At 41.4% G+C, this 22,848-nt stretch carries 22 protein-coding genes, 1 tRNA gene and 1 riboswitch; of the genes, 21 read left to right on the forward strand and 2 right to left on the reverse strand.

Annotated elements, in window-relative coordinates; genetic code table 11:
• Nucleotides 1–166 precede the first annotated feature (166 nt).
• The 5 genes from NSQ49_RS17635 (at nt 167) to NSQ49_RS17655 (ending at nt 6,278) form a co-directional block, all read left to right on the forward strand.
• Nucleotides 167–940, forward strand: a complete 774-nt coding sequence (locus NSQ49_RS17635) for an electron transfer flavoprotein subunit beta/FixA family protein (protein WP_159863369.1) — start codon at nt 167–169, stop codon at nt 938–940.
• Nucleotides 941–981: 41 nt separating this feature from the next.
• Nucleotides 982–1,959 (forward strand): electron transfer flavoprotein subunit alpha/FixB family protein, encoded by a 978-nt coding sequence (locus tag NSQ49_RS17640; protein WP_159863368.1) that lies wholly within the window; start codon nt 982–984, stop codon nt 1,957–1,959.
• Nucleotides 1,960–2,136: 177 nt separating this feature from the next.
• Nucleotides 2,137–2,451: a thioredoxin gene (trxA, locus tag NSQ49_RS17645; RefSeq protein ID WP_159863367.1), complete on the forward strand. Its 315-nt coding sequence runs from the start codon at nt 2,137–2,139 to the stop codon at nt 2,449–2,451.
• A gap of 302 nt (nt 2,452–2,753) precedes the next feature.
• Nucleotides 2,754–4,547, forward strand: a complete 1,794-nt coding sequence (gene uvrC / locus NSQ49_RS17650; RefSeq protein ID WP_251283951.1) for an excinuclease ABC subunit UvrC — start codon at nt 2,754–2,756, stop codon at nt 4,545–4,547.
• Between the two features lie 130 nt (nt 4,548–4,677).
• Nucleotides 4,678–4,857: riboswitch (Lysine riboswitch) on the forward strand.
• Nucleotides 4,858–5,048: 191 nt separating this feature from the next.
• Entirely contained in the window at nt 5,049–6,278 is a 1,230-nt protein-coding gene (locus NSQ49_RS17655; protein WP_159863365.1) for an aspartate kinase, read from the forward strand.
• Nucleotides 6,279–6,402: 124 nt separating this feature from the next.
• On the opposite strand, the gene NSQ49_RS17660 is transcribed toward NSQ49_RS17655, so the two are convergent.
• Both NSQ49_RS17660 and NSQ49_RS17665 read right to left on the reverse strand, forming a co-directional pair.
• The gene (locus NSQ49_RS17660; protein ID WP_251285007.1) at nt 6,403–7,758 is read right to left on the reverse strand and encodes an IS1182 family transposase; all 1,356 of its coding nucleotides are present in this window, start codon (nt 7,756–7,758) and stop codon (nt 6,403–6,405) included.
• Between the two features lie 137 nt (nt 7,759–7,895).
• Nucleotides 7,896–8,348 (reverse strand): YslB family protein, encoded by a 453-nt coding sequence (locus tag NSQ49_RS17665; protein WP_159863364.1) that lies wholly within the window; start codon nt 8,346–8,348, stop codon nt 7,896–7,898.
• 349 nt (nt 8,349–8,697) lie between these two features.
• Here NSQ49_RS17665 and NSQ49_RS17670 point away from each other — a divergent pair, with 349 nt between their 5' ends.
• The 16 genes from NSQ49_RS17670 (at nt 8,698) to NSQ49_RS17745 (ending at nt 22,819) form a co-directional block, all read left to right on the forward strand.
• Nucleotides 8,698–9,306 (forward strand): succinate dehydrogenase cytochrome b558 subunit, encoded by a 609-nt coding sequence (locus NSQ49_RS17670; protein WP_159863363.1) that lies wholly within the window; start codon nt 8,698–8,700, stop codon nt 9,304–9,306.
• Between the two features lie 185 nt (nt 9,307–9,491).
• Complete coding sequence (gene sdhA / locus NSQ49_RS17675; protein ID WP_251284744.1) at nt 9,492–11,252, forward strand: succinate dehydrogenase flavoprotein subunit; 1,761 nt, start codon at nt 9,492–9,494, stop codon at nt 11,250–11,252.
• Between the two features lie 3 nt (nt 11,253–11,255).
• Nucleotides 11,256–12,023 carry a succinate dehydrogenase iron-sulfur subunit gene (sdhB, locus tag NSQ49_RS17680; protein ID WP_159863362.1) on the forward strand — a complete coding sequence of 256 codons (768 nt, stop codon included), beginning with the start codon at nt 11,256–11,258 and terminating at the stop codon, nt 12,021–12,023.
• A gap of 219 nt (nt 12,024–12,242) precedes the next feature.
• Complete coding sequence (locus NSQ49_RS17685; RefSeq protein WP_251284743.1) at nt 12,243–12,707, forward strand: acyl-CoA thioesterase; 465 nt, start codon at nt 12,243–12,245, stop codon at nt 12,705–12,707.
• Between the two features lie 147 nt (nt 12,708–12,854).
• On the forward strand, nt 12,855–13,079 hold the full coding sequence (locus NSQ49_RS17690) for a helix-turn-helix domain-containing protein (protein WP_009333184.1): 225 nt from the start codon (nt 12,855–12,857) through the stop codon (nt 13,077–13,079).
• A gap of 159 nt (nt 13,080–13,238) precedes the next feature.
• Nucleotides 13,239–13,697 (forward strand): MarR family winged helix-turn-helix transcriptional regulator, encoded by a 459-nt coding sequence (locus NSQ49_RS17695; protein ID WP_159863360.1) that lies wholly within the window; start codon nt 13,239–13,241, stop codon nt 13,695–13,697.
• A 10-nt stretch (nt 13,698–13,707) separates the two neighbouring features.
• Entirely contained in the window at nt 13,708–14,502 is a 795-nt protein-coding gene (racE, locus tag NSQ49_RS17700; RefSeq protein ID WP_159863359.1) for a glutamate racemase, read from the forward strand.
• A 337-nt stretch (nt 14,503–14,839) separates the two neighbouring features.
• A complete protein-coding gene (gene recQ, locus NSQ49_RS17705; RefSeq protein ID WP_251284742.1) occupies nt 14,840–17,026 on the forward strand; it encodes a DNA helicase RecQ in 2,187 nt (728 codons plus the stop codon).
• A 299-nt stretch (nt 17,027–17,325) separates the two neighbouring features.
• Nucleotides 17,326–18,393 (forward strand): GerMN domain-containing protein, encoded by a 1,068-nt coding sequence (locus tag NSQ49_RS17710; protein WP_159863358.1) that lies wholly within the window; start codon nt 17,326–17,328, stop codon nt 18,391–18,393.
• A gap of 137 nt (nt 18,394–18,530) precedes the next feature.
• Nucleotides 18,531–19,301, forward strand: coding sequence for a ribonuclease PH (gene rph, locus NSQ49_RS17715; RefSeq protein WP_251284741.1), 771 nt, complete (start codon nt 18,531–18,533; stop codon nt 19,299–19,301).
• Nucleotide 19,302: 1 nt separating this feature from the next.
• Nucleotides 19,303–19,914, forward strand: coding sequence for an XTP/dITP diphosphatase (locus tag NSQ49_RS17720; RefSeq protein WP_251284740.1), 612 nt, complete (start codon nt 19,303–19,305; stop codon nt 19,912–19,914).
• The gene (locus tag NSQ49_RS17725; RefSeq protein WP_251284739.1) at nt 19,911–20,417 is read left to right on the forward strand and encodes a metallophosphoesterase family protein; all 507 of its coding nucleotides are present in this window, start codon (nt 19,911–19,913) and stop codon (nt 20,415–20,417) included. Before NSQ49_RS17720 ends, NSQ49_RS17725 begins: the two co-directional genes overlap by 4 nt.
• Before the next feature lie 155 nt (nt 20,418–20,572).
• A tRNA-Arg gene (locus NSQ49_RS17730) sits at nt 20,573–20,649 on the forward strand.
• 109 nt (nt 20,650–20,758) lie between these two features.
• A complete protein-coding gene (locus tag NSQ49_RS17735; RefSeq protein WP_251284738.1) occupies nt 20,759–21,742 on the forward strand; it encodes a tyrosine-type recombinase/integrase in 984 nt (327 codons plus the stop codon).
• Between the two features lie 21 nt (nt 21,743–21,763).
• Nucleotides 21,764–21,898, forward strand: a complete 135-nt coding sequence (locus NSQ49_RS17740; RefSeq protein ID WP_285871044.1) for a hypothetical protein — start codon at nt 21,764–21,766, stop codon at nt 21,896–21,898.
• 153 nt (nt 21,899–22,051) lie between these two features.
• The gene (locus NSQ49_RS17745) at nt 22,052–22,819 is read left to right on the forward strand and encodes a helix-turn-helix domain-containing protein (RefSeq protein ID WP_251284737.1); all 768 of its coding nucleotides are present in this window, start codon (nt 22,052–22,054) and stop codon (nt 22,817–22,819) included.
• Nucleotides 22,820–22,848 lie beyond the last annotated feature (29 nt).

The raw sequence follows: 22,848 nt of genomic DNA on the forward strand, positions 1-22,848 counted from the left end.
TGTTATGGTCTGTGAGCGAGCGCCCGCTCAATTCTAAAATAAGCGGGCAGTTCCAGGCAGATCAGCCTTTCTGTACGCTTTAAATTTTTTTAATCTTTTGAAGTGAAGAAATGTTTTAATTAATGGCTTTGTTTTCTGACACTGCCTAATTACTAGGAGGGAAATCATGAACATCTACGTATTAATGAAGAGAACATTTGATACTGAAGAAAAAATTACAATCTCCGGCGGCAAAATCAATGAAGATGGCGCTGAGTTTATCATTAATCCATATGATGAATATGCAATTGAAGAAGCAATCCAGGTTCGTGATGCGAATGGCGGAGAAGTAACAGTTGTTTCTGTGGGAACAGAAGAAGCTGAAAAGCAGCTCCGTACCGCTCTTGCGATGGGTGCAGATAAAGCAGTTTTAATAAATACAGAAGATGATATTGAAAATGGGGATCAGTTCACGACGGCAAAAATCTTATCCGAATACTTGAAGGACAAAGATGCTGACTTAATCATTGCTGGAAATGTAGCAATTGATGGTGGATCTGGACAGGTTGGACCGCGTGTAGCAGAGATTTTGGGCATTTCCTATGTAACAACGATTACTAAGCTTGATATTAATGGCAGTTCTGCCACAGTAGTGCGTGATGTTGAAGGGGATTCAGAAGTAATTGAGACATCTCTTCCATTATTGGTCACTGCCCAGCAGGGTCTGAATGAGCCTCGCTATCCATCCTTGCCGGGAATTATGAAGGCGAAAAAGAAACCTCTTGATGAGCTTGAGCTTGACGATCTTGATCTTGAAGAGGACGATGTTGAAGCTAAGACAAAGACAATTGAAATCTATTTGCCGCCTAAAAAAGAAGCGGGAAAAGTTCTTGAAGGCGAATTGGAAGATCAAGTTAAGGAACTGGTGAAGCTTCTTCATACTGAAGCTAAAGTTGTCTGATCATCAATAACTGATTAATAATAACGCAGGGGGTAAAACATATGGCTAGAAAAGTATTAGTGTTAGGTGAAGTCCGTGACGGTTCATTGCGTAATGTATCCTTCGAAGCTGTTGCAGCCGGAAAGACTGCATCAGAAGGCGGAGAAGTTGTAGGTGTTTTAATTGGTGACTCTGTAAGCGCTTTAGCTAATGAAATGATCCACTATGGTGCTGACCGTGTTGTAACAGTTGAAGATGAGAAGCTGAAGCAGTATACTCCAGATGGTTTTTCACAGGCGATAATGGCTGTGATTGATTCCGAGAGTCCGGATGGCCTGATTTTTGGACATACAGCATTGGGAAAAGACCTTGCTCCTAAAATTGCTGCCAAGCTTGAGTCTGGTTTAATCTCTGACGTAACAAGCCTTGAAGAAGCAGGAGGCAACCTGGTCTTTACACGCCCGATTTATTCAGGCAAAGCATTTGAGAAGAAAATTGTGACAGATGGCCTTCTGTTTGCAACCATTCGTCCAAATAATATAGCTCCTTTGGAAAAGGATGAATCAAGATCAGGAGATGTTGCTTCTGTTGCTGCTGAAATCAAAGATCTTCGCACAATCATTAAGGAAGTTGTCCGCAAAGCGAGTGAAGGTGTTGATTTATCTGAAGCTAAGGTTATTATTGCTGGCGGCCGCGGTGTTAAGAGTGAGGAAGGTTTTGAGCCATTAAAAGAGCTTGCTGCTGTTTTAAACGGAGCTGTAGGGGCTTCACGCGGTGCCTGCGATGCAGATTATTGCGACTATTCATTGCAAATTGGACAGACAGGTAAGGTGGTAACACCAGATCTGTATATTGCATGCGGTATCTCAGGAGCTATTCAGCATTTAGCAGGGATGTCCAATTCCAAAGTAATCGTAGCCATTAACAAGGATCCGGAAGCCAATATTTTTAAAGTAGCTGATTACGGTATTGTCGGAGACCTGTTCGAGGTTGTTCCGATGCTGACAGAAGAGTTCAAAAAGCTAAAAGTAAACGCATAAGATAGTTGAACCAATGGGCGGCAATTGGCCGCCCATTATACATAATGTCATGCTGAAAGAAAGAGAATAATCTCCATTAAACAGGGTAAATTACGATCGAGCAGATTATTCGCAACATAGTATAAACGATGATATACTGTCGTTAGTATTTGAGTTAAATTTTAGGAGGCATATCAAATGGCTATTACACACGCAACTGACCAAAACTTCACTGCCGAAACTGGTTCGGGATTAGTATTGGCAGATTTCTGGGCTCCTTGGTGCGGCCCTTGTAAAATGATCGCTCCTGTATTAGAAGAACTTGATTCTGAAATGGGCGATAAAGTGAAAATTGTAAAACTCGATGTCGACGAAAATCAGGAAACAGCCGGCAAGTTTGGCGTAATGAGCATCCCAACTCTAATCGTTTTTAAAGACGGTGAAGTGGTTGATAAAGCTGTTGGATTCCAGCCCAAAGAAGCTCTTGCTGAATTACTTTCAAAGCATGCTTAATCTATAAAGAAAATCCCGGTGTCCCATGCGGACATCGGGATTTTTTTATCATGTGTGCTTAGCTGTTATGCTGCAGGTCCCCGAGCTGATATAATAAGTATGCAGCCTTTCTATGCAAACTAATCTTCATGGCCAGCTTGTAAATCAAGTTGTGACGAAGTTTTTTAATAAGGTAAATTTAATCTTTGCCCAAGGCTGTTTTTGCAACAGACAACATTGATAATTGGAAAACCACAAATTATATAAAAAAACCTTGCTAAAAGGCTTGTAATAGAAATTTTAATCCGGGGAGGTGGAGAGCCATGAATGAAACGATAAAAAATAAGCTGATGCTGCTTCCTGCTCAGCCAGGCTGCTATTTAATGAAGGACAGGCAGGGAACCATTATCTATGTGGGGAAAGCTAAAATCCTCAAAAACCGGGTCAGATCCTATTTTACAGGCTCACATGACGGTAAAACACTGAGACTTGTTAATGAGATTGTAGACTTTGAGTACATTGTCACTTCTTCAGACATGGAAGCACTAATACTTGAGATGAATCTGATTAAGAAATATGATCCCAAATATAATGTAATGCTGAAGGACGATAAAAGCTACCCTTTTATTAAATTGACGGCAGAGCGCCATCCCCGTCTGATTACAACCAGAAAAGTAAAAAAGGACAGGGGAAAGTATTTCGGCCCTTATCCCAATGTGCAGGCTGCCAATGAAACAAAAAAGCTGCTTGACCGTATTTATCCCCTCCGCAAATGTTCAACTCTTCCGGACAGAGTTTGCCTTTATTATCACTTAGGCCAATGTCTTGCACCGTGTATAAAGGAAGTAAGTGAGGATCAATACAAGCTAATGACAGATGAAATTGCGAAATTTTTAAATGGCGGATACAAAGAGATTAAAAAAGACCTTACTGCAAAAATGACAGCTGCGGCTGAAGAACTTGACTTTGAAAGAGCAACTGAACTCAGGGATAAAATTGCCCATATAGATGCAACGATGGAAAAGCAAAAAATGACAATGACGGATTTTACCGACCGGGATGTATTTGGATATGCGGTTGATAAAGGGTGGATGTGTGTACAGGTCTTCTTCATCAGACAGGGCAAGCTCATCGAACGGGATGTATCTATGTTCCCGATTTATAATGAGCCGGAAGAAGAAATTTTAACGTTCCTCGGCCAGTTTTATACTAAAGCGAATCACTTTAAACCACGTGAAATATTGGCACCCGATTCTGTTGATTCAGTCATGGCAGAGCAGCTTCTAGACGTAAAAGTACTAAAGCCCCAGCGCGGGCAAAAAAAAGACCTGGTGAAGCTTGCATATAAGAATGCAAAAATTGCTCTTCAGGAGAAGTTCTCATTAATAGAGCGTGATGAAGAACGGACTATTAAAGCTGTGGAAAATCTGGGGGAACAGCTTGGAATTTATACTCCTCACCGGATTGAAGCATTTGATAATTCAAATATACAGGGAACAGACCCTGTTTCAGCCATGATTGTCTTTATTGATGGGAAACCGGAGAAAAGAGAGTACCGTAAATATAAAATAAAGTCCGTCAAAGGTCCTGATGATTATGAATCCATGAGAGAAGTAGTCCGGCGCAGATATACACGGGTGCTGAAAGAAGAACTGCCGCTTCCGGACTTAATCTTAATTGATGGAGGAAAGGGGCATGTTGAAGCCGTACGGGATGTTCTAGAAAATGAGCTTGGTCTGGATATTCCGATTTCAGGCCTGGTGAAGGATGAGAAGCACCGAACTTCACAGCTTTTATATGGTAACCCTTTACAAATTATTCCGCTCGCAAGGAACAGCCAGGAATTTTACCTGCTGCAGAGAATTCAGGATGAAGTGCATCGCTTTGCGATTACTTTTCATCGCCAGCTTCGCGGAAAAAGCGCCTTTCAGTCTATTTTGGATGAAATTCCAGGCATAGGCGAAAAGCGAAAAAAACAGCTGCTGAAGGCCTTTGGATCTGTAAAGAAAATGAAAGAGGCGTCAATTGAGGAGTTTAGAAAAATAGGTATACCCGCGAATGTAGCTGAAGAGTTAAAGCAGAGGCTTGAGGAACAAAATGGAAATACTAAGTCTTAAATGGATATAGACAGAAAAATTCAGACATGTTATACTAATTGAAACTTTATATCAATATCACTTTATAGCGATAAAGCACATGTCCTTTTAGTTTGAATAATAAAATCAAAACTATTGGACTTAATCGTTAAGTGAAGGTAGAGGTGCGAACTTCATCAGTAAAAGCTTGGAGAAGAATGAGCTTCCATGAAAAGCTTTGAAAGGGTATGTTTGCCGAAGTGGGGAAAATCTCATCATTTTTTCTGCTGGTTCTGCATTGAATAAATGCAGGATTGTCAGGACATTGCCGTCCTGGAGAGCTATCTCACTGTGTTTGCTCACTTATACATTTTGGCTGCACAGCAATGGGATAGTTTATCTATTCCATTGCTTTTTTTATTGCCAAAAAGGGCAGGTTACATTTTAGGCCATTGTCAAATACAGCAGAGTCAATTGTCATGCTTCACTTACATAGGACGGCAAATCAACAAATTACGAGTTCTTCAGAAAGAAGGGAAAGCTGTGGGTATCATTGTGCAGAAATTTGGAGGCACGTCCGTAGGGACTGTAGACAGAATTCAAAATGTCGCCAATCGGGTAATTGAAGAAAAAAAACGGGGAAACGATGTGGTTGTGGTTGTTTCAGCAATGGGCAAAACAACTGATCAGCTCGTTGGCATGGCAAGGGAGATCTCTCCCTCACCAGATAAACGGGAAATGGACATGCTGCTTACAACGGGTGAACAGGTAACCATCTCTTTATTAGCGATGGCATTAAATGCAAAAGGACATCCAGCCGTTTCTTTTACAGGATGGCAGGCAGGTATTAAGACAGAAGCCGTTCATGGCAATGCGAGAATAGTGAATATTGAACCAGAGATCATTCAGGGGGAATTAAACCAGGGGAAAATTGTAATTGTAGCAGGCTTCCAGGGGATGACTGAAAATGGTTCCATCACAACACTTGGCCGCGGCGGGTCTGATACAACAGCTGTTGCACTGGCGGCAGCACTTAAAGCTGATAAATGTGATATTTATACAGATGTTACCGGCGTGTTTACAACCGACCCCCGCTTTATAAAGAATGCCCGAAAGCTGCATTCTGTTTCCTATGATGAAATGCTTGAGCTGGCTAATTTGGGTGCTGGTGTACTTCATCCAAGAGCAGTTGAATTTGCTAAAAACTATGGCCTTCCGCTTGAAGTGCGTTCAAGCCTTGAGAAGGAAGCAGGAACAATCATTGAGGAGGAAGTAAAAATGGAACAAAATTTAGTCGTGCGCGGTGTAGCTTTTGAAGATGACATAACAAGGGTAACGATTATCGGTCTTCCGAACTCACTGACTGGGCTGTCTACTATTTTCTCGGCGCTTGCCAAAAATCACATTAATGTTGATATCATTATCCAGAGCATGACAGAAGCCCAGACAACTAACCTATCATTCTCAATTAAGAATGAAGATTTGACAGATACAGTGAAAGTTATGGAAAAGCACAGAGAACAATTAAATTATGAACGCATTGAGTGGGAATCCGGACTTGCCAAAGTCTCGATTGTCGGCTCAGGCATGATTTCCAACCCGGGTGTGGCTGCAGAAATGTTCGAAGTGCTTTCAGCGAACGAAATTCAGGTGAAAATGGTAAGCACGTCAGAAATTAAAGTGTCGGCGGTTGTGGAGAACGGCAGAATGATTGATGCGGTTGATGCTTTACATGAAGCATTCAACCTGACTGTTTCTGCAGTTAAGGCGTAATTCAGAAGATATGAACAATAAGCTATCATAACTTGATAGCTTATTGTCAGACCGTAGACAAACCCCAGTTTCATTTTGTGAAACTGGGGTTTTATCATATTTTTCAGTTGGCATACCTCAATAATTAAGCTGGACATGGTCCTCGCCATGTCCAATTTGCCAGTTTCTTAAGGTTCATAGCAGCGAAAGTAAGCATCGCCTGCATTGAAACTTTTTTAAGCCCTCTTAGGGTCGTCCAACGCATGCCATGCTTTTCTTTTGCATCCGCAAAGACACGTTCGATCGTTTCTTTGCGCTTTGCATATAACGTTTTATTCAGTTCGGTATGTCTCAGATGTTCCACTTCATCTATGTAACCCTGCCATAAATGCCGATGAATCATTTTAGTGTGATTTTGGCTTTGAGTACAACGTTCTAAAAGAGGGCATTCTTTACACTTTTGTGGATTTGAAGTGTACTGTTTGTAGCCATCTCTAGTCGTTGTGCGGTAAGGAAGGATTTGTCCTTCAGGACAAATATAGCAATCAAAATGTTCATCATATACGTAGTCGTACTTTTTAAGATATCCGTCTTTTGTTCTCGGACGAGTGTAGGGCATAACGGGTCTAATCTCTTGATCCATAAGGAATTTTGCTATGTGGGGTGTCTTATATCCAGCATCAACTGCGATAGATTCAGGCTTTCCAACTTTATCCCTGACTTGAGTGACGAGTTGGTCTAACATGCGACTATCATGAACATTTCCACCAGTGACAAGAGAACCTAAGATAAACCCACGAGAATCACATGCTGTATGAAATGAATAAGCAAATAATTTCTCCCGTTCATCTTTTACATAATAGCCACTTTCAGGATCTGTTGTACTGACCTTTATTTCTTTTGACTCTTCTTTATTCTGTGGGGGGAAGGGCTTTTTTCCGTGTTCCTCACGGTCGATATTAATTTCTTCATCTAGCTGAGCTTGGTAACTTCTTGTTTCAACACGAGCTATTTTCTTCTCAAACTTCTTTTTATTCGCATTCGCTTTTACATGGGTAGAATCAATAAAAGCAACTGATGGGTCGACCAATCCCTTTGTCATGGCTTCTTTTAAGATACGATAGAAGATTTGTTCAAAAAGGTCCGTATTGTGAAAGCGTCGTGCGTAGTTTTTACCGAAGGTTGAAAAATGAGGAACTTTCTCTGTGAACCCATACCCAATAAACCAACGATAGGCTACGTTGGTCTCAATCTCTTTAATTGTTTGACGCATCGAGCGTATGCCAAATAGATATTGAATGAACACCATTTTAACAAGGACAACAGGGTCAATACTAGGTCTCCCATTGTCTAAGCTATACTTATCTTTTACTAGGTCATAAATGAATTCAAAATTAATAGCTTGTTCGATCTTTCTAACCAGGTGATCTTCAGGCACTAATTGGTCAAGAGCGACCATTTCTATTTGATTTCTTCCATCTTCTACGTGTTTTGATAACATTTGAATCCCCCACAAAAAATCTTTTCAATCTAATTATACAAAAAAAGCTTGTAGACGTGGTCTGCAAAGCAGACTTTGTCTACAAGCTGCAATAAGCTATCATAACTTGATAGCTTATTGTTTGTACATATGAGGTGTTAATCAGCAGGGTCCTTTTTATCCCATTTCACCGTAATAAGAATTTTGCCGGTTTTCTTGCGGGGATGTTCGAATGCCTCACAAACAACTTCTTTTTGAAATTCAATCTGCTGGGCAATAAAACCAGCCTCAAGCTGAAATGTGCTGTTATTGTTTTTTTGCAGGCGGTCAGCAATCAGCGGGCTTGATAATATCATTTCAAGTTCATGTTTAGTTTCGTTTGCGATTAAAAGGCTGCCCCAGCCGGCATTTATAAAAAACTCGGCAATCTGTTCAGCTGTTTCCAGAGGATACATGCGTGCAAGCCTTTTGCCGGCCCAATATAAAATTTCCGGTGCTTCATTTCCTAAAAGGTCATGCAAAAGCACTTCCCGGATTAGTTCATAGCCAAATGCCGGTACTGACTGTATAGGATCTTCATTAGTGGATTTCGCAGATGCTAATTCGCTCAATAGTCTCCCCTCTTTCTATGTTTCTATTATATACAATATGCATGGGGAGTTAATATCAATTCGGGAAAAAATAGAACGATTTGCATAGAAATAATTACTATTTCAGTATACTGGAGAGCAGCATTTAGGTCATATAGAACCTCAGAGATTTATATGTTTTTCAGCTGCTTCTATTTTTTAAAAATTTTATTAATATGGAACATTTTATGTATCCGTTTTCTTGACGCTCTATTATCTTGGGAGTAAAATGGACATGTCACATAATTGTAAGAAAATGAATAACATTTTCGAGATGATGTCCTGAGCGGGGGCTCAGCATCGTTTTTTTAAAATCAGGGGGGGAAAGTTTATGGCAGGTAATCGTGAGTTTTTTAATCGCAGATTGCATTCATTACTTGGAGTAATACCGGTTGGATTGTTTTTGATGCAGCACCTTGTAGTGAACCATTTTGCAACAGGGGGAGAGGAATCTTTTAATAATGCGGCGCATTTTATGGAAAGTCTTCCATTTAGAATTTTCCTTGAAACGTTTGTAATCTATTTACCACTGCTGTTCCACGCAATCTATGGCCTTTATATTGCTTTTACTGCGAAAAACAACACAAGCAGATATGGATATTTCCGCAACTGGATGTTTATGCTTCAGCGTGTTTCAGGTGTCATTACGCTGGTATTTGTTGCATGGCATGTTTGGGAAACACGTGTGCAGGCTGCCTTTGGAGCAGAAGTTAACTTTCAGATGATGGAGAATATCCTGTCTAATCCATTTATGTTCTGGTTCTATATTATTGGAGTTATTTCTGCAATTTTCCACTTTGCTAATGGGCTTTGGTCATTCTTTGTCAGCTGGGGAATTACAGTATCTCCTCGTTCACAAGTTATTTCCACTTACGTAACAATCGGAATTTTCATTGCACTATCTATTGTTGGTGTACGTGCTTTGACAGCATTTATTTAATTGACTTGAGAGATTATTAGACTTGATCGGATAAAAAGGGAATTGGGCATTTGCCCGGCTCCGCATCATTGAAAGCGCAAAGCAAAATGCATCACTTATGGCAGATTAAACGATCGGCCAGCCATTGAAGTGCCGTCAAGCGGGTGCTTGCGCTTTTTTTACAAGTATTAAGGGAGTGAGTCACGATGGGTAAAGGAAAAGTTATAGTTGTCGGCGGCGGACTAGCCGGTTTGATGGCGACAATTAAAGTAGCAGAATCTGGGACTCCGGTTGAGTTATTTTCTCTGGTACCGGTTAAACGTTCTCACTCTGTTTGTGCCCAGGGCGGCATCAACGGAGCGGTAAATACAAAAGGGGAAGGCGATTCTCCTTGGATTCATTTTGACGATACAATCTATGGCGGAGACTTCCTGGCAAACCAGCCGCCTGTAAAAGCAATGGCAGAGGCTGCACCTGGCATTATTCATTTATTTGACCGGATGGGTGTAATGTTTAACCGCACACCTGAAGGACTGCTCGACTTCCGCCGCTTTGGGGGAACGCAGCATCACCGTACTGCGTTTGCAGGTGCTACAACTGGACAGCAGCTGCTTTATGCAATGGACGAGCAGGTCCGCCGCCATGAAGTAGCTGGATTAGTGACAAAGTATGAGGGATGGGAATTCTTAGGGGTTGTTATTGATGATGATGGAGCTTGTAAAGGCGTCGTTGCCCAGAACCTGACTTCTATGGAAATTAAGTCTTTCGCCGCAGATGCCGTTATTATGGCTTCCGGCGGACCGGGAATTATTTTCGGAAAATCCACTAACTCTGTCATTAACACAGGCTCAGCGGCTTCCATCGTTTATCAGCAAGGTGCTTATTATGCAAATGGGGAATTTATTCAGATTCATCCAACAGCTATTCCTGGTGATGATAAACTTCGCCTTATGAGTGAATCTGCACGTGGTGAAGGCGGACGAGTATGGACATATAAGGATGGAAAACCATGGTACTTCCTTGAAGAGAAGTATCCTGCATATGGAAACCTGGTGCCTCGTGATATTGCAACCCGTGAAATTTTTGACGTGTGTGTTAATCAGAAGCTTGGTATAAATGGGGAGAACATGGTATACCTTGATCTTTCTCATAAAGACCCGAAAGAGCTTGATATTAAGCTTGGCGGAATCATCGAAATCTATGAGAAATTCCAGGGCGAAGACCCGCGTAAAGTTCCAATGAAAATCTTCCCTGCTGTCCATTATTCAATGGGCGGATTATGGGTTGACTATGATCAGATGACAAATATTCCTGGCTTGTTTGCAGCGGGTGAATGTGATTATTCACAGCACGGTGCTAACCGTCTTGGAGCCAACTCTCTTCTATCAGCGATTTATGGAGGTATGGTAGCAGGACCGAATGCGGTCAAGTATATCAGCGGCTTAGATAAGAGTGCTGAAGATCTGCCATCATCATTATTTGATCGCCATGTAAAACAGGAAGAAGAAAAATGGAATAATATCATGTCATTTGACGGCACAGAGAATGCATATGTCCTTCATAAAGAGCTTGGTGAGTGGATGACAGACAATGTAACGGTTGTCCGCCATAACGACAGGCTTTTGAAAACAGATGAGAAGATTGTTGAACTTATGGAGCGCTATAAAAACATTAATATTAATGATACTGCAAAGTGGAGCAATCAGGGTGCAAGCTTTACGCGCCAGCTGCAGAATATGCTTCAATTGGCACGTGTTATTACAATTGGTGCCTATAACCGTAATGAAAGCCGCGGTGCACACTATAAGCCGGACTTCCCTGAACGTAATGATGAGGAATTCATGAAAACAACAATGGCGAAGTTTGTTGATGCCAACTCTGCTCCTGCATTCCATTATGAAGACATTGATGTAAGCTTAATTCCACCGCGTAAGCGTGACTATTCCAAAAAGAAAGGGGAGAACTAAACCATGCAAGAAACAAAAACTAAAACAGTCCGTTTTGTAATCAGCCGCCAGGATACTCCTGATTCAGCCCCTTATCAGGAAGAGTTTGAAATTGAATATCGTCCGAACATGAACGTTATTTCAGCCCTTATGGAAATCCGCCGTAATCCGGTTAACGTGAAGGGTGAAGAAACGACTCCAATCGCGTGGGATATGAACTGCCTTGAAGAAGTATGTGGTGCTTGTTCTATGATTATTAACGGAAAGCCGCGCCAGTCATGTACAGCACTTGTAGATCAGCTCGAACAGCCGATCCGTCTTGAGCCGATGCGCACGTTCCCTGTAGTCCGTGACCTGCAGGTCGACAGAAGCCGTATGTTTGATTCCCTGAAAAAGGTTAAAGCATGGATTCCGATCGATGGCACGTATGATTTGGGACCGGGACCGCGTATGCCTGAGAGAAAGCGCCAATGGGCATATGAACTTTCAAAGTGTATGACATGCGGTGTTTGCCTGGAAGCATGTCCGAACGTTAACAGCAAATCTGACTTTATTGGACCAGCTCCTTTATCACAGGTTCGCTTGTTCAATGCTCATCCAACTGGTGAGATGAATAAAGCTGAACGTCTGGAGCAAATCATGGGTGATGGCGGACTTGCCAATTGTGGAAACTCTCAAAACTGCGTACAGTCCTGCCCGAAAGGAATTCCTTTAACAACATCCATTGCGGCACTAAACCGCGATACAACATTCCAGTCTTTCAAAAACTTCTTTGGAAGCGACCAAATCTAAACATGATAAAGCCCCTTTCCTTTTGGAGAGGGGTTTTTGGTCTATATCCATATACTTTGTTTCTTGCAAAAATGCAATCTTCGTGTGGTGTATACTCAAGGAAGCATAAGAAAAGAGTTATTATTTATATATGATTCAAGGTTTTCAAATAATTCAAAAAACATTATAATTAGTACAGCAGAGTGAATGCTCATTCATAGTTAATCGGGAGGAATCAGCATGAAAAAATTGAGCTATATAAACGATTTTAAAAAATGGGAGGAAGAATTCATTTTCTTTCATCCGGTAAAAGTCAGATTTTCTGAAACTGATATGTTCGGACATTTGAACAATACCGTTCCATTTACATATTATGAAGAAGCACGGATAGAATTCTTCAAAAGCAAGGGCTTGATGCAGGACTGGGTAAAGCCAAACAATGAAACCATACCAGTCGTAGCAGACCTTCAATGCGATTTTATCAGCCAGGTTTTCTTTGATGAAGACATACAGATTTATGTAAAAGCTGCTTCAATAGGGAATTCCTCTGTTGATCTTCATTATATGGGCAAAAAATCAGATGGTTCAGTCTGCTTCACCGGCAGGGGGACGATGGTGCAGATATCAAAGGTGACAGGCAAGGGTGTGCCTTGGACAGAAAATGTGAAAGAAATGCTGAATAGCGGGGTTAAAGTACGAGCCTAGCGTCACATTGGCACATTTCCTGAAAATAACTTTCTCCTTTCACTAAATATAGTCACTTCGGCTGTTTTGCTGACATATGATATGGTGACTAAATATATACCCATCCCGCGGTTCATAGCTGGCGAAAGGCAAGGAGGGTTACAATACTTGAAGGAGAATGAATATACTCACAAGCCGTTACTCACCAAACGAGAAAGAGAAGTATTCGAATTGTTAGTACAAGATAAAACAACAAGGGAAATCGCTGGTGAATTGTTTATTAGTGAAAAAACGGTTCGAAACCACATTTCTAATGCCATGCAAAAGCTTGGTGTAAAGGGGCGATCACAAGCTGTTGTAGAGCTCCTTCGAATGGGAGAGCTAGAACTTTAATTTTAGACCGGCTATCCTTCTGGGAGGCCGGTTATCACATTTATACAGGGATCATTTCATTATTGGATTTATTTCTATCTTGAAATTTATACGGAAAAAGGTGAAAATAAATGCACAAGGGCAGAAACATCGTAAAAGCTTAAATGGGAGTGTTTATGAATGAAGCTGGAAGATCCTAAAACAAATGAAATTAATGATGTTGTAGCTGAAATTGAAAAAGACTTGAGATACATATCTGGAATTATCAAGCAAAAGGGAAGGGAAATTCTTAGTGATTTTACCATTACCCCTCCTCAGTTTGTGGCATTGCAATGGCTGTTTGAAGAAGGCGATATGACCATCGGAGAGCTGTCCAATAAAATGTATCTTGCGTGCAGCACGACAACAGATCTTGTTGACCGAATGGAGAAAAACAGCCTTGTAAAAAGAGTGAAGGATCCTAATGACCGAAGAGTAGTCCGGATTCACCTGCTTGATGAAGGAGAACGGATTATTGAAGAAGTGATTAAAAAACGCCAGGATTACTTAAAAGAGGTTCTTAAAGATTTTTCACATAATGAGGTCTTGTTCTTAAAAGACAACCTAATGAAATTACACCATGATATGCGCGGAGAATGAGGCGGTATTTTTGAAACAACCAATAGGAATAATTGACTCCGGAGTGGGAGGCTTAACGGTCGCAAAAGAAATCATGAGGCAGCTTCCAAATGAAGATATTGTATACGTCGGAGATACAGCACGCTGCCCGTACGGACCGCGGCCTGGGGAAGAGGTGAAATCCTTTACCTGGCAAATGACGGAGTACCTGCTTAAAAAGAACATTAAAATGCTGGTTATAGCATGTAATACAGCTACTGCTGTTGCTCTGGAGGAAATACGCAGGGAATTGCCGATACCGGTTATCGGTGTCATTTTTCCCGGCGCAAGAACAGCTATTAAAGTGACAAAAAATCATATAATTGGTGTCATTGGTACAGAGGGCACAGTCAAAAGCAAGGCATATGAAAATGCGCTGATTCAAATCAACAGCAGGTCTGCCGTGCATAGTCTGGCATGTCCAAAATTCGTTCCCCTTGTAGAGAGCGGGGAGTATGAAGGCTCAGTTGCCAAAAAAATAGTGGCTGAGACTCTTCAGCCTTTAAAAGGAAAAGGAATGGATACACTCATTCTTGGATGTACTCATTATCCTTTATTAGAACAGATTATTAAAAAAGTAATGGGTAAAGATGTAAAGGTGATCAGCTCCGGAGAGGAAACAGCAAGGGAAGCAAGTACCATTCTGCACCACTACGGCCTTCTTAAAGCTGTGAATGAGAGTCCTGAATATAAGTTCTGTACAACTGGCTCCACGGCCATTTTTTCTAAAATTGCTTCCAAGTGGCTGGGGTTCTCTGTTGATGCTGTAGAAAAAATTTCGCTTTAATAATAGCAGACACCTTCTGAACTTTTTCAGAAGGTGTTCTTTTAGATAGGCTGTTTGGTAAAGTTTATTGCTTTTTCATAAGCCAGTTTAATTTACTGAGTTGATTGTAGCGGAAGGTGCGAGACTACAGCGGGAGTAGCGGGACATGTGAGACCCCTCAGACGCGCAGCGTCGAGGTGACTCAACGCTTGCCCCGCGGAACGCTTGAGCCTCCCTACGCTGCAATCAACGGACAACATCGATATCGAAAAACAACAATCTCTACAAAAAGAGCCTTTAGATATAAGTGAAATTTGTACCCTTCTTTTAGATTACTTTTAAAAAAAGCTTTGGTATCATGGTACTGAAAGGCAAACTATACTTAATTGAGTTGGTGATCAATTTGCTGGCACAAGCCGAAAACTATTTAAAAAAATATTTTGGATATACTTCTTTCCGTCCCGGCCAACAGGAGATTATTCAGAATATTCTATCACAGACCAATACTCTTGGCATTCTCCCAACTGGAGGCGGAAAGTCAATCTGCTTTCAAATCCCCGCTCTTGTACTCCCCGGAACGGCCATTGTGATTTCTCCCTTAATTTCCCTGATGAAGGATCAAGTAGATGCCCTCAGAACTGCAGGCATTCCGGCTGCTTATATTAACAGTACATTGTCGTCTGAAGAATATCAGCACATTTCAGCTGGAATACGCAATGGAAAATATAAGCTCGTGTATGTGGCTCCGGAACGGTTCGGGTCCATGGCCTTTTTGGAGTTGTTAAACAATATTTCAATAAATGCCATTATATTTGATGAAGCACATTGCATTTCGCAATGGGGGCATGACTTCCGGCCAAGTTATCGTTCCGTTGTTTCAGAGCTGGGCAATTTGAATCAGGAACCTGTGATCGCTGCTTTGACCGCAACAGCAACACAGGATGTCGCAGAAGATATTCGCAGGCTACTGAACATTAGCGAGGACAATACGTTTGTTACTGGTTTTGCAAGGGATAACCTATCCTTTCAAGTGCTGAAAGGTGTTAACAAAAGAGATTTCATACTGCAGACCCTAAATAAACATAAAAACGAAGCTGGAATTATTTATACTTCAAGCCGTAGAGAGACAGACCAGCTGTACCAGTTTTTAAAAGGCAGGAACTGCTCAGTTGCCAAATATCATGCAGGCTTAAAGGAAGAAGAACGGAAAAAAGCACAGGATGCCTTTGTCTTCGATGAATCAAATATTATGGTTGCAACAAATGCTTTTGGAATGGGGATTGATAAATCCAATGTCAGATATGTTATCCACTATAATCTTCCGCGGAATATTGAAGCTTATTATCAGGAAGCGGGAAGGGCGGGAAGAGATGGAGAGGATAGCATATGTTATTTGCTGTTTGCCCCTCAGGATATCCAGCTGCAGAAATTTTTGATAGAGGAAAGCAGTCTTGACCCACGTAAGATGGAGCAGGAATATAGTAAGTTAAAGGATATGATTAATTACTGCCATACTGAAAAATGTCTTCAATCCTATATCATTGATTACTTTGATGAGAATGCTGAAGCTATCCGCTGCGGCAAATGCAGCAGCTGCATGGATGAACGGACAAGCATTGATATTACTCAGGAAGCTTTAATGATTTTTTCGTGCATAAAGCGGATGGGAGAAAGATTTGGTGTTTCAATGACAGCCCAGGTTTTGAAAGGCTCGGGCAATAAAAGAATCCGTGAACTAAATTTTAATAAACTATCAACATTTGGGCTGATGAAAAACCGCAAAGAAAAAGAGATTGCTGATATGATCAATTATTTGCTTGCTGAGGGTTATCTTGTATTAACAGATGGGAAATATCCGACAGTAAGGCTTTCAGAAAATGCCATACCTGTCTTAAAAGGACAGAAAAAACTGTCCATGAAAATTAGTAAGCCTGTACTGGTTCAGGAAGCAGATGAAAACATTGAACTTTTTGAGATGCTGAGAAGGCTCAGGAAAGAGATTGCAGATAAAGAAAATGTGCCTCCTTTTGTTGTGTTTGCTGATACCGCATTAAAAGAAATGTGCCGTTATTTTCCTGTGACTAAAGATATGATGTTGAATATAAAAGGTGTAGGACAAATGAAGTTTGATAAGTATGGGGAGTATTTTATTCAGGCAATCAAAGAATTTGCCGAAGAACATGATATTTCTCCCATGCCTTCAGCAGAGCCGCCATCAATGACAGAGGAATCACAGGATGACCGTCCAAGCTACCAGATTTCCTATGATTATTATATGGATGGGATGTCCATAAGAGAAATAGCCAAAAAACGAAACTTTTCACCCATAACGATTCAGGAGCATATCTTCCGGTCGGTCAAAGAAGGCAACGCAATTGACTGGTCTGATATTTTTAACGAAACGGAAGAAAAGCTTGTTTTGCAGGCAGCTGAGAAAGCTGGAAAAGACAAGCTTAAGCCAATTAAAGAAGAACTTCCGGATGAAATAGATTATTTTAAAATCAAAGCAGTCCTCGTAAAAGACGAACTACAGAAACAAAATTGACCATGAAGCTCCTTTTTGGGGCTTCTTTTTTATATGTTTCATAACTTGGTTTGAGCTGCTGAGCTGATCCTCGCTTTGTGCCTTTCGCTGCAATTAACGGACAGAATTCATAAACCAAAACAACAATTCTTTAGAAATGAGCCTTGAAAAATGAGTCTTTTTAAATGGCTGTATTGCAGGATTTTCTCGGTTTGTCCAAATTTGTCAAAAATCTATTCACACTTTTATCCCAAAAGACGGTCTAAATTACAGATAGGCTCGTATACATGTAGTACAAACTGTCTCAGGGGGGATTATGTATGTCTATAAATAAAAAAACGTCTATAGTGTCAGCTGTGCTGGTATCATCTGTATTATTATCAGGCTGCGGATTGTTCGGAAGCCAGGGGAAAGAAAAGGTCGATCCGCCAAAAGCAGTATCTTATACCGATGAAGGCGAAAGTGTTACTGAAGAAACAACCGGGAAAGAAACAGCTGAAAAAGAAGAGGGCGTAACGGCAAACCTTAAAACAGAGCTTTACTTGATAGATAAAAATGGGTATGTTGTTCCCCAGACAATCGATCTTCCGAAAACGAACTCAGTGGCTACACAGGCGTTAGAGTATCTGGTGGAAAACGGACCTGTTACTGAGTTTCTTCCTAATGATTTCCGTGCAGTCCTTCCGGCTGATACAAAAGTCTCTGTAAATATTAAAGATAAAGTGGCAACCGTAGACTTTTCAAAAGAATTTAAAGAATATGCAGCTGAAGATGAAAAGAGGATTCTCCAATCAGTTACCTGGACACTTACACAATTTGATTCCATTGATAAAGTTAAGCTGACATTAAATGGACATGAATTAAAAGAGATGCCTGTGGATGGAACGCCTGTCAGCTCGGCGTTAACAAGAGCCAATGGAATTAACCTGGATACAAAGGAAGTAGTGGATATCACGAATACAAAACCGGTTACCGTTTATTATCTTGGCGGGGATGAAGAAAACTATTATTATGTGCCTGTTACGAAGCGTATCAGCAATAATTCGGACAACAAGGTTGAAGCGGTGGTTTCCGAATTGATAAAAGGGCCGAATTATGCATCCAATCTGGTGACAGATTTTCTTCCGGATGTAGAGCTGCTTGAAGCTCCAAAAGTTGAAGATGGAAAAGTTACTTTAAACTTCAATGAAAATGTTTTCAGCAGCTTAGAAGAGAAAATGATTTCCAAGCACTTGCTGAACGCACTTGTTCTTTCACTTACTGAACAAAAGGACATCAAAAGCGTAGCAGTTACAGTTGATGGAAAAGCAGAGATTGTTAGTGAAGATGGCGAAAAATTATCTGAGCCTGTAACACGCCCTGAAAATGTGAATACAGGAAGTTTTTAATATAGCAGATTTTGTTATACTATATAGTAGCAGGAATAAGAGGTTGGCATTTAATGCCGCCTCTTCTTTGTTGGTAAGATAGGCATAACTGGGCAAATGCCCAGGTTCAATATAAGCTAAAAAGGGGGAATCAGCTTATGCGCGCAGATGGACGTGAACCAAAGCAGCTTAGGCCAATACATATTGAAACTGATTATTTAAAGCATCCTGAGGGCTCTGTGCTCATTACAGTAGGAGATACAAAGGTGATTTGTACAGCAAGCATTGACGAAAGAGTCCCTCCTTTTATGAGGGGACAGGGGAAAGGCTGGATAACAGCAGAATATTCCATGCTTCCGAGGGCTACAGAACAGAGAAATATAAGGGAATCAGCAAAAGGAAAAATCACAGGACGAACGATGGAAATTCAGCGCCTGATCGGCCGTGCACTCCGCGCAGTAGTGGATCTTGATGCGCTTGGCGAAAGAACAGTATGGCTTGATTGCGACGTAATACAGGCTGATGGGGGAACAAGGACAGCTTCCATTACAGGAGCCTTTATTGCAATGGCACAGGCGATGGATAAGCTGAACAGCAGCAAAAAGCTTTCAAGCTATCCAATCAATGATTTCCTTGCGGCTACAAGTGTGGGAATTCTTGCTGACAAGCAGGCTGTAGTGGACTTGAATTATATTGAAGACTCTTCTGCTGAAGTGGATATGAATGTCGTCATGACTGGCAGCGGTGAGTTTGTAGAGCTTCAGGGAACTGGAGAAGAAGCTACTTTTTCATATGCACAGCTGCAGGTAATGCTTGGTGTTGCCCAGGAAGGGATATCAGAGCTTATCAGACATCAGAAGTCAGCACTTGGAGAGAGTATCTCGGAAAGCATTCAAAGCAAAAGAGAAAAGCTTACGGGGAGGGCATAGCATGCGGGAAGTCATAATCGCTACTAAAAACGCAGGCAAAGCGAGAGAATTTGAACGGATGTTCAAGCCTCTTGGATATGAAGTAAAAACGCTGCTGGATTTTCCGGATTTTAAGGATGTTGATGAGACAGGCAGCACGTTTGAAGAGAATGCTATACTTAAAGCGGAAGCTGTTTCCAGAGCTTTTGAAAGAATGGTTATTGCCGATGATTCAGGATTAATCATTGATGCGCTTGGAGGGAAGCCGGGCATCTATTCCGCTCGCTATGCTGGCGAGGAAAAAAATGATCAGAAAAATATGGACAAAGTTCTCGATGAGCTAGAAAGCATTCCGGATCATCAACGGCAGGCGCGGTTCTACTGTGCTCTTGCAATCGCTGCTCCCGGAAAACCGACTGAAACAGTTGCAGGAACTTGCGAAGGCCATATCTTAAGAGAAAAAAGAGGAACTTATGGATTTGGCTATGACCCTATTTTCTTTGCTGAAGAAAAAAACAAAGCAATGGCTGAATTAATGCCCGAGGAGAAAAGCCAGATCAGCCATAGAGCGAATGCTCTCCGAAAGCTGGAGGAGCTGCTCCCTTCTTTCGTGGCCGGAGCTGAAAACTCATGAAGGTTTTGATTGTCAGTGATAGTCATGGGTTAACCACCGAACTCAGCCAAATACGCGAAAAACATCCTGATATGGATATAATGATTCACTGCGGGGATTCGGAGCTTTCGTCTGATCATGAATCATTAAAAGGATACGCTGCTGTAAGAGGGAATTGTGATTTTGACGAAGCATTTCCTGAGGATAGATTAGAAGAGGCCGGAGGGTTCCGCTTTTTCGTCACACACGGTCATAAATATTTCGTTAAATCGACTTTGATGAACCTGTCATACAAGGCACGTGAAACAAATGCAGATATCGTATGTTTTGGCCATTCACATAGTCTTGGAGCTGAAATGGCTGACGGGATATTATTTATCAATCCTGGAAGCATAAGGCTTCCCAGAGGCAGACACGAAAAAACATATGTGATACTGGAAAAGCGGGGAAAAGATGTTACACTGGATGTGTATGACGTTTCAGATGGGAAGATTCCTGATCTGACAAGAAATTTTCACTGGTAAAAAGCTATTAATTTGAATATAATAACTGAGGGAAGCCTGTCTTCCCTCATTAAATAAAAAAATATTTACAAAGTGTTGACTTCTTATCATTTGTTTAATATAATAAATCTTGTCGTTGAGTTATTAAATCTCAATCAAGTAAATAATTTCAAAATGTCCCAGTAGCTCAGCTGGATAGAGCAACGGCCTTCTAAGCCGTCGGTCGGGAGTTCGAATCTCTCCTGGGACGCCATTTACACATCATCAAAACGTACATAAACGTTGATATAGACGCCTTCTAATACGTTGGATTGAATCGGTCAATGAACCGGTCAACTAGCGAATTAGGAGGCGTATTTTTTATGTCTAAAAGAAAACGTTCTTTGCAAGTATCCGCGGATTTAAGCGACTTATTCAACGGGCAGCAAGAAAATCCGAATCCCCCACGACAGGCCCCCGAAGGTTATTCAATTCATAATGCCTTAGATACGGTTCTTCGCCAAATGAAAGCAGTAGGGCTTCGTCCACGAACGATAGACGACTACGAACTGCACGTGAGCCATTTTGCGAAGGTAACCGGAGTTAAAACCATCGAGGAAATAAACGCATCCCATATTTACGAGTGGTTGTCATCGATGGATGTCAGCAACCAAACGAAACTAACTCGACTTAAATGCCTAAAAGCATTCTTAAGCCGTTGTTTCGATAATGGGTGGCTAACCTCGAATTTCTGGCGAAACATCAAAATTAAGGTCGATACTCCCGTTAAAGAGGGCGCTGCAGACCGAGAAATAAAAATCCTACTTTCGTTACTCGATTTAACTAAGTTCGTAGAGTTGCGAGACGCTACGGCAATTTTATTAATGTATCAAACGGGGATCCGAGTTGGGACCCTTACAAAGCTAGAAAGTAAGCACGTTAATTTTAAGGAGAAGCTACTAAGAATAGATGGAGGGTTAATTAAAAACCACGAGTCGATTTTTTTACCGTTCGATGATGTACTCTCTCGTTTACTAACCGCATTAATCGATCAAAACAAAATGCTACGTAGTGACAATCGGGTTCATAACGATTTACTTTTTATAACGAAGAATGGCGGAAGGATTGCCACCAGCGCCACGAATAACAATATCGTTAAAAGACTCGGAAAGTATGCGAGAGACTTCGGGTTAAAAAACATAAATCCCCATGCCTTACGCCGTGGATTTGCAAAGAATTTACTTGGCAAGGGTGCGAATATAGCGTTAATCTCGAAGGCGCTCGGGCATAGCGACATAGCCGTTACAACCCGATACTTGCACATGGATAAAGAAGAAGTAGCAGAAAGTTTACGCAGCTATTTATAACTCGAAAGGGGCCAATCGAAAATGAAGCAAAGATTAGGCGAAGTTGCCGAGGTAGCGATTAAAGCCGTAAGGGAAGGATCAGTGACCGACAAACAAGCCATGGCCTTCTTAATCGCAAAATTTGACGAATTATTACGAAAAGAAGATACGAAGTAAAAAACATATAAAAAAAGAGCGCCCGACTGCTGTAACAGTCGAACACCCACTCATAACGTAACTATATTTTAACGAAAAAAAGCGTACAGGTCAACGCTTATTTAAGTATGCCTTCTTTAGGGTAAGGCGCTCTCTATACGAGGAGAGCCTGCAATGAAACGAATAGATATAGTGGCTTCGGAAGCTACTTTCGAAATGCTCGGAACCTTCGAAACGCTCGAAGGGCTTAACAAAGCAGTCCGCGATTATAAATGTAAATTTAAGGAAATTCTTTCGGGTACGGAAATTAGCGTCCTTGACATCCTCCACAGATATTCAGCGAAGTATAAGGGCGTTAGTTTCCTATGCAAAAATACCATTGGTAAGCAAGTCGGCAAATCTAGGCGCACGATCATCCGTGTTTGTCAGCGGTTGGAGGAGTTAGGAATCATCCGCCAATACGCAATGAAACGGGCGAGCGATATGCAGCAGACGTCTAATGCTATTGTTATACTCTCTCCGGTCGTTTCAGAGTTGCCGGTAAAATTAGACGTCGTCGACGAAAATGAAGCACCTGTCACACAAGAGCCTGCGGAGAATGTCACACCAAGAAAACAACTTCCGTCTAAAACAAATACATATACTAAAGAACGTACGGCACGGCCGGCGTGGATTCCGCATGCATTCTTTGCGTTGTTAGATTCGCATATTCATAACGTCAAAGAGATCGAGGAATACTGGCGCTCAGTCTACGCAATTACATACCGGATGAAAATGGCGCAAGAGGTTCGGGCAACTATCGGTATCAAGGCGTTTATTGCGATGAAATCAAAGCGCAAGAAGCTCCGGAAGCCTATTGCGTACTTTACGGGCGCGGTTAAACGGCTGGCTAAACAGCGATATGTGAACGAATTGTTTGACGATGTTTTTATGTTACAATAATAGAAAAATATGTAATATTTTATAGGATA

The sequence above is a fragment of the Cytobacillus sp. FSL R5-0377 genome (assembly GCF_038004385.1).
In the GTDB taxonomy this organism is placed as follows: Bacteria; Bacillota; Bacilli; order Bacillales; family Cytobacillaceae; genus Cytobacillus.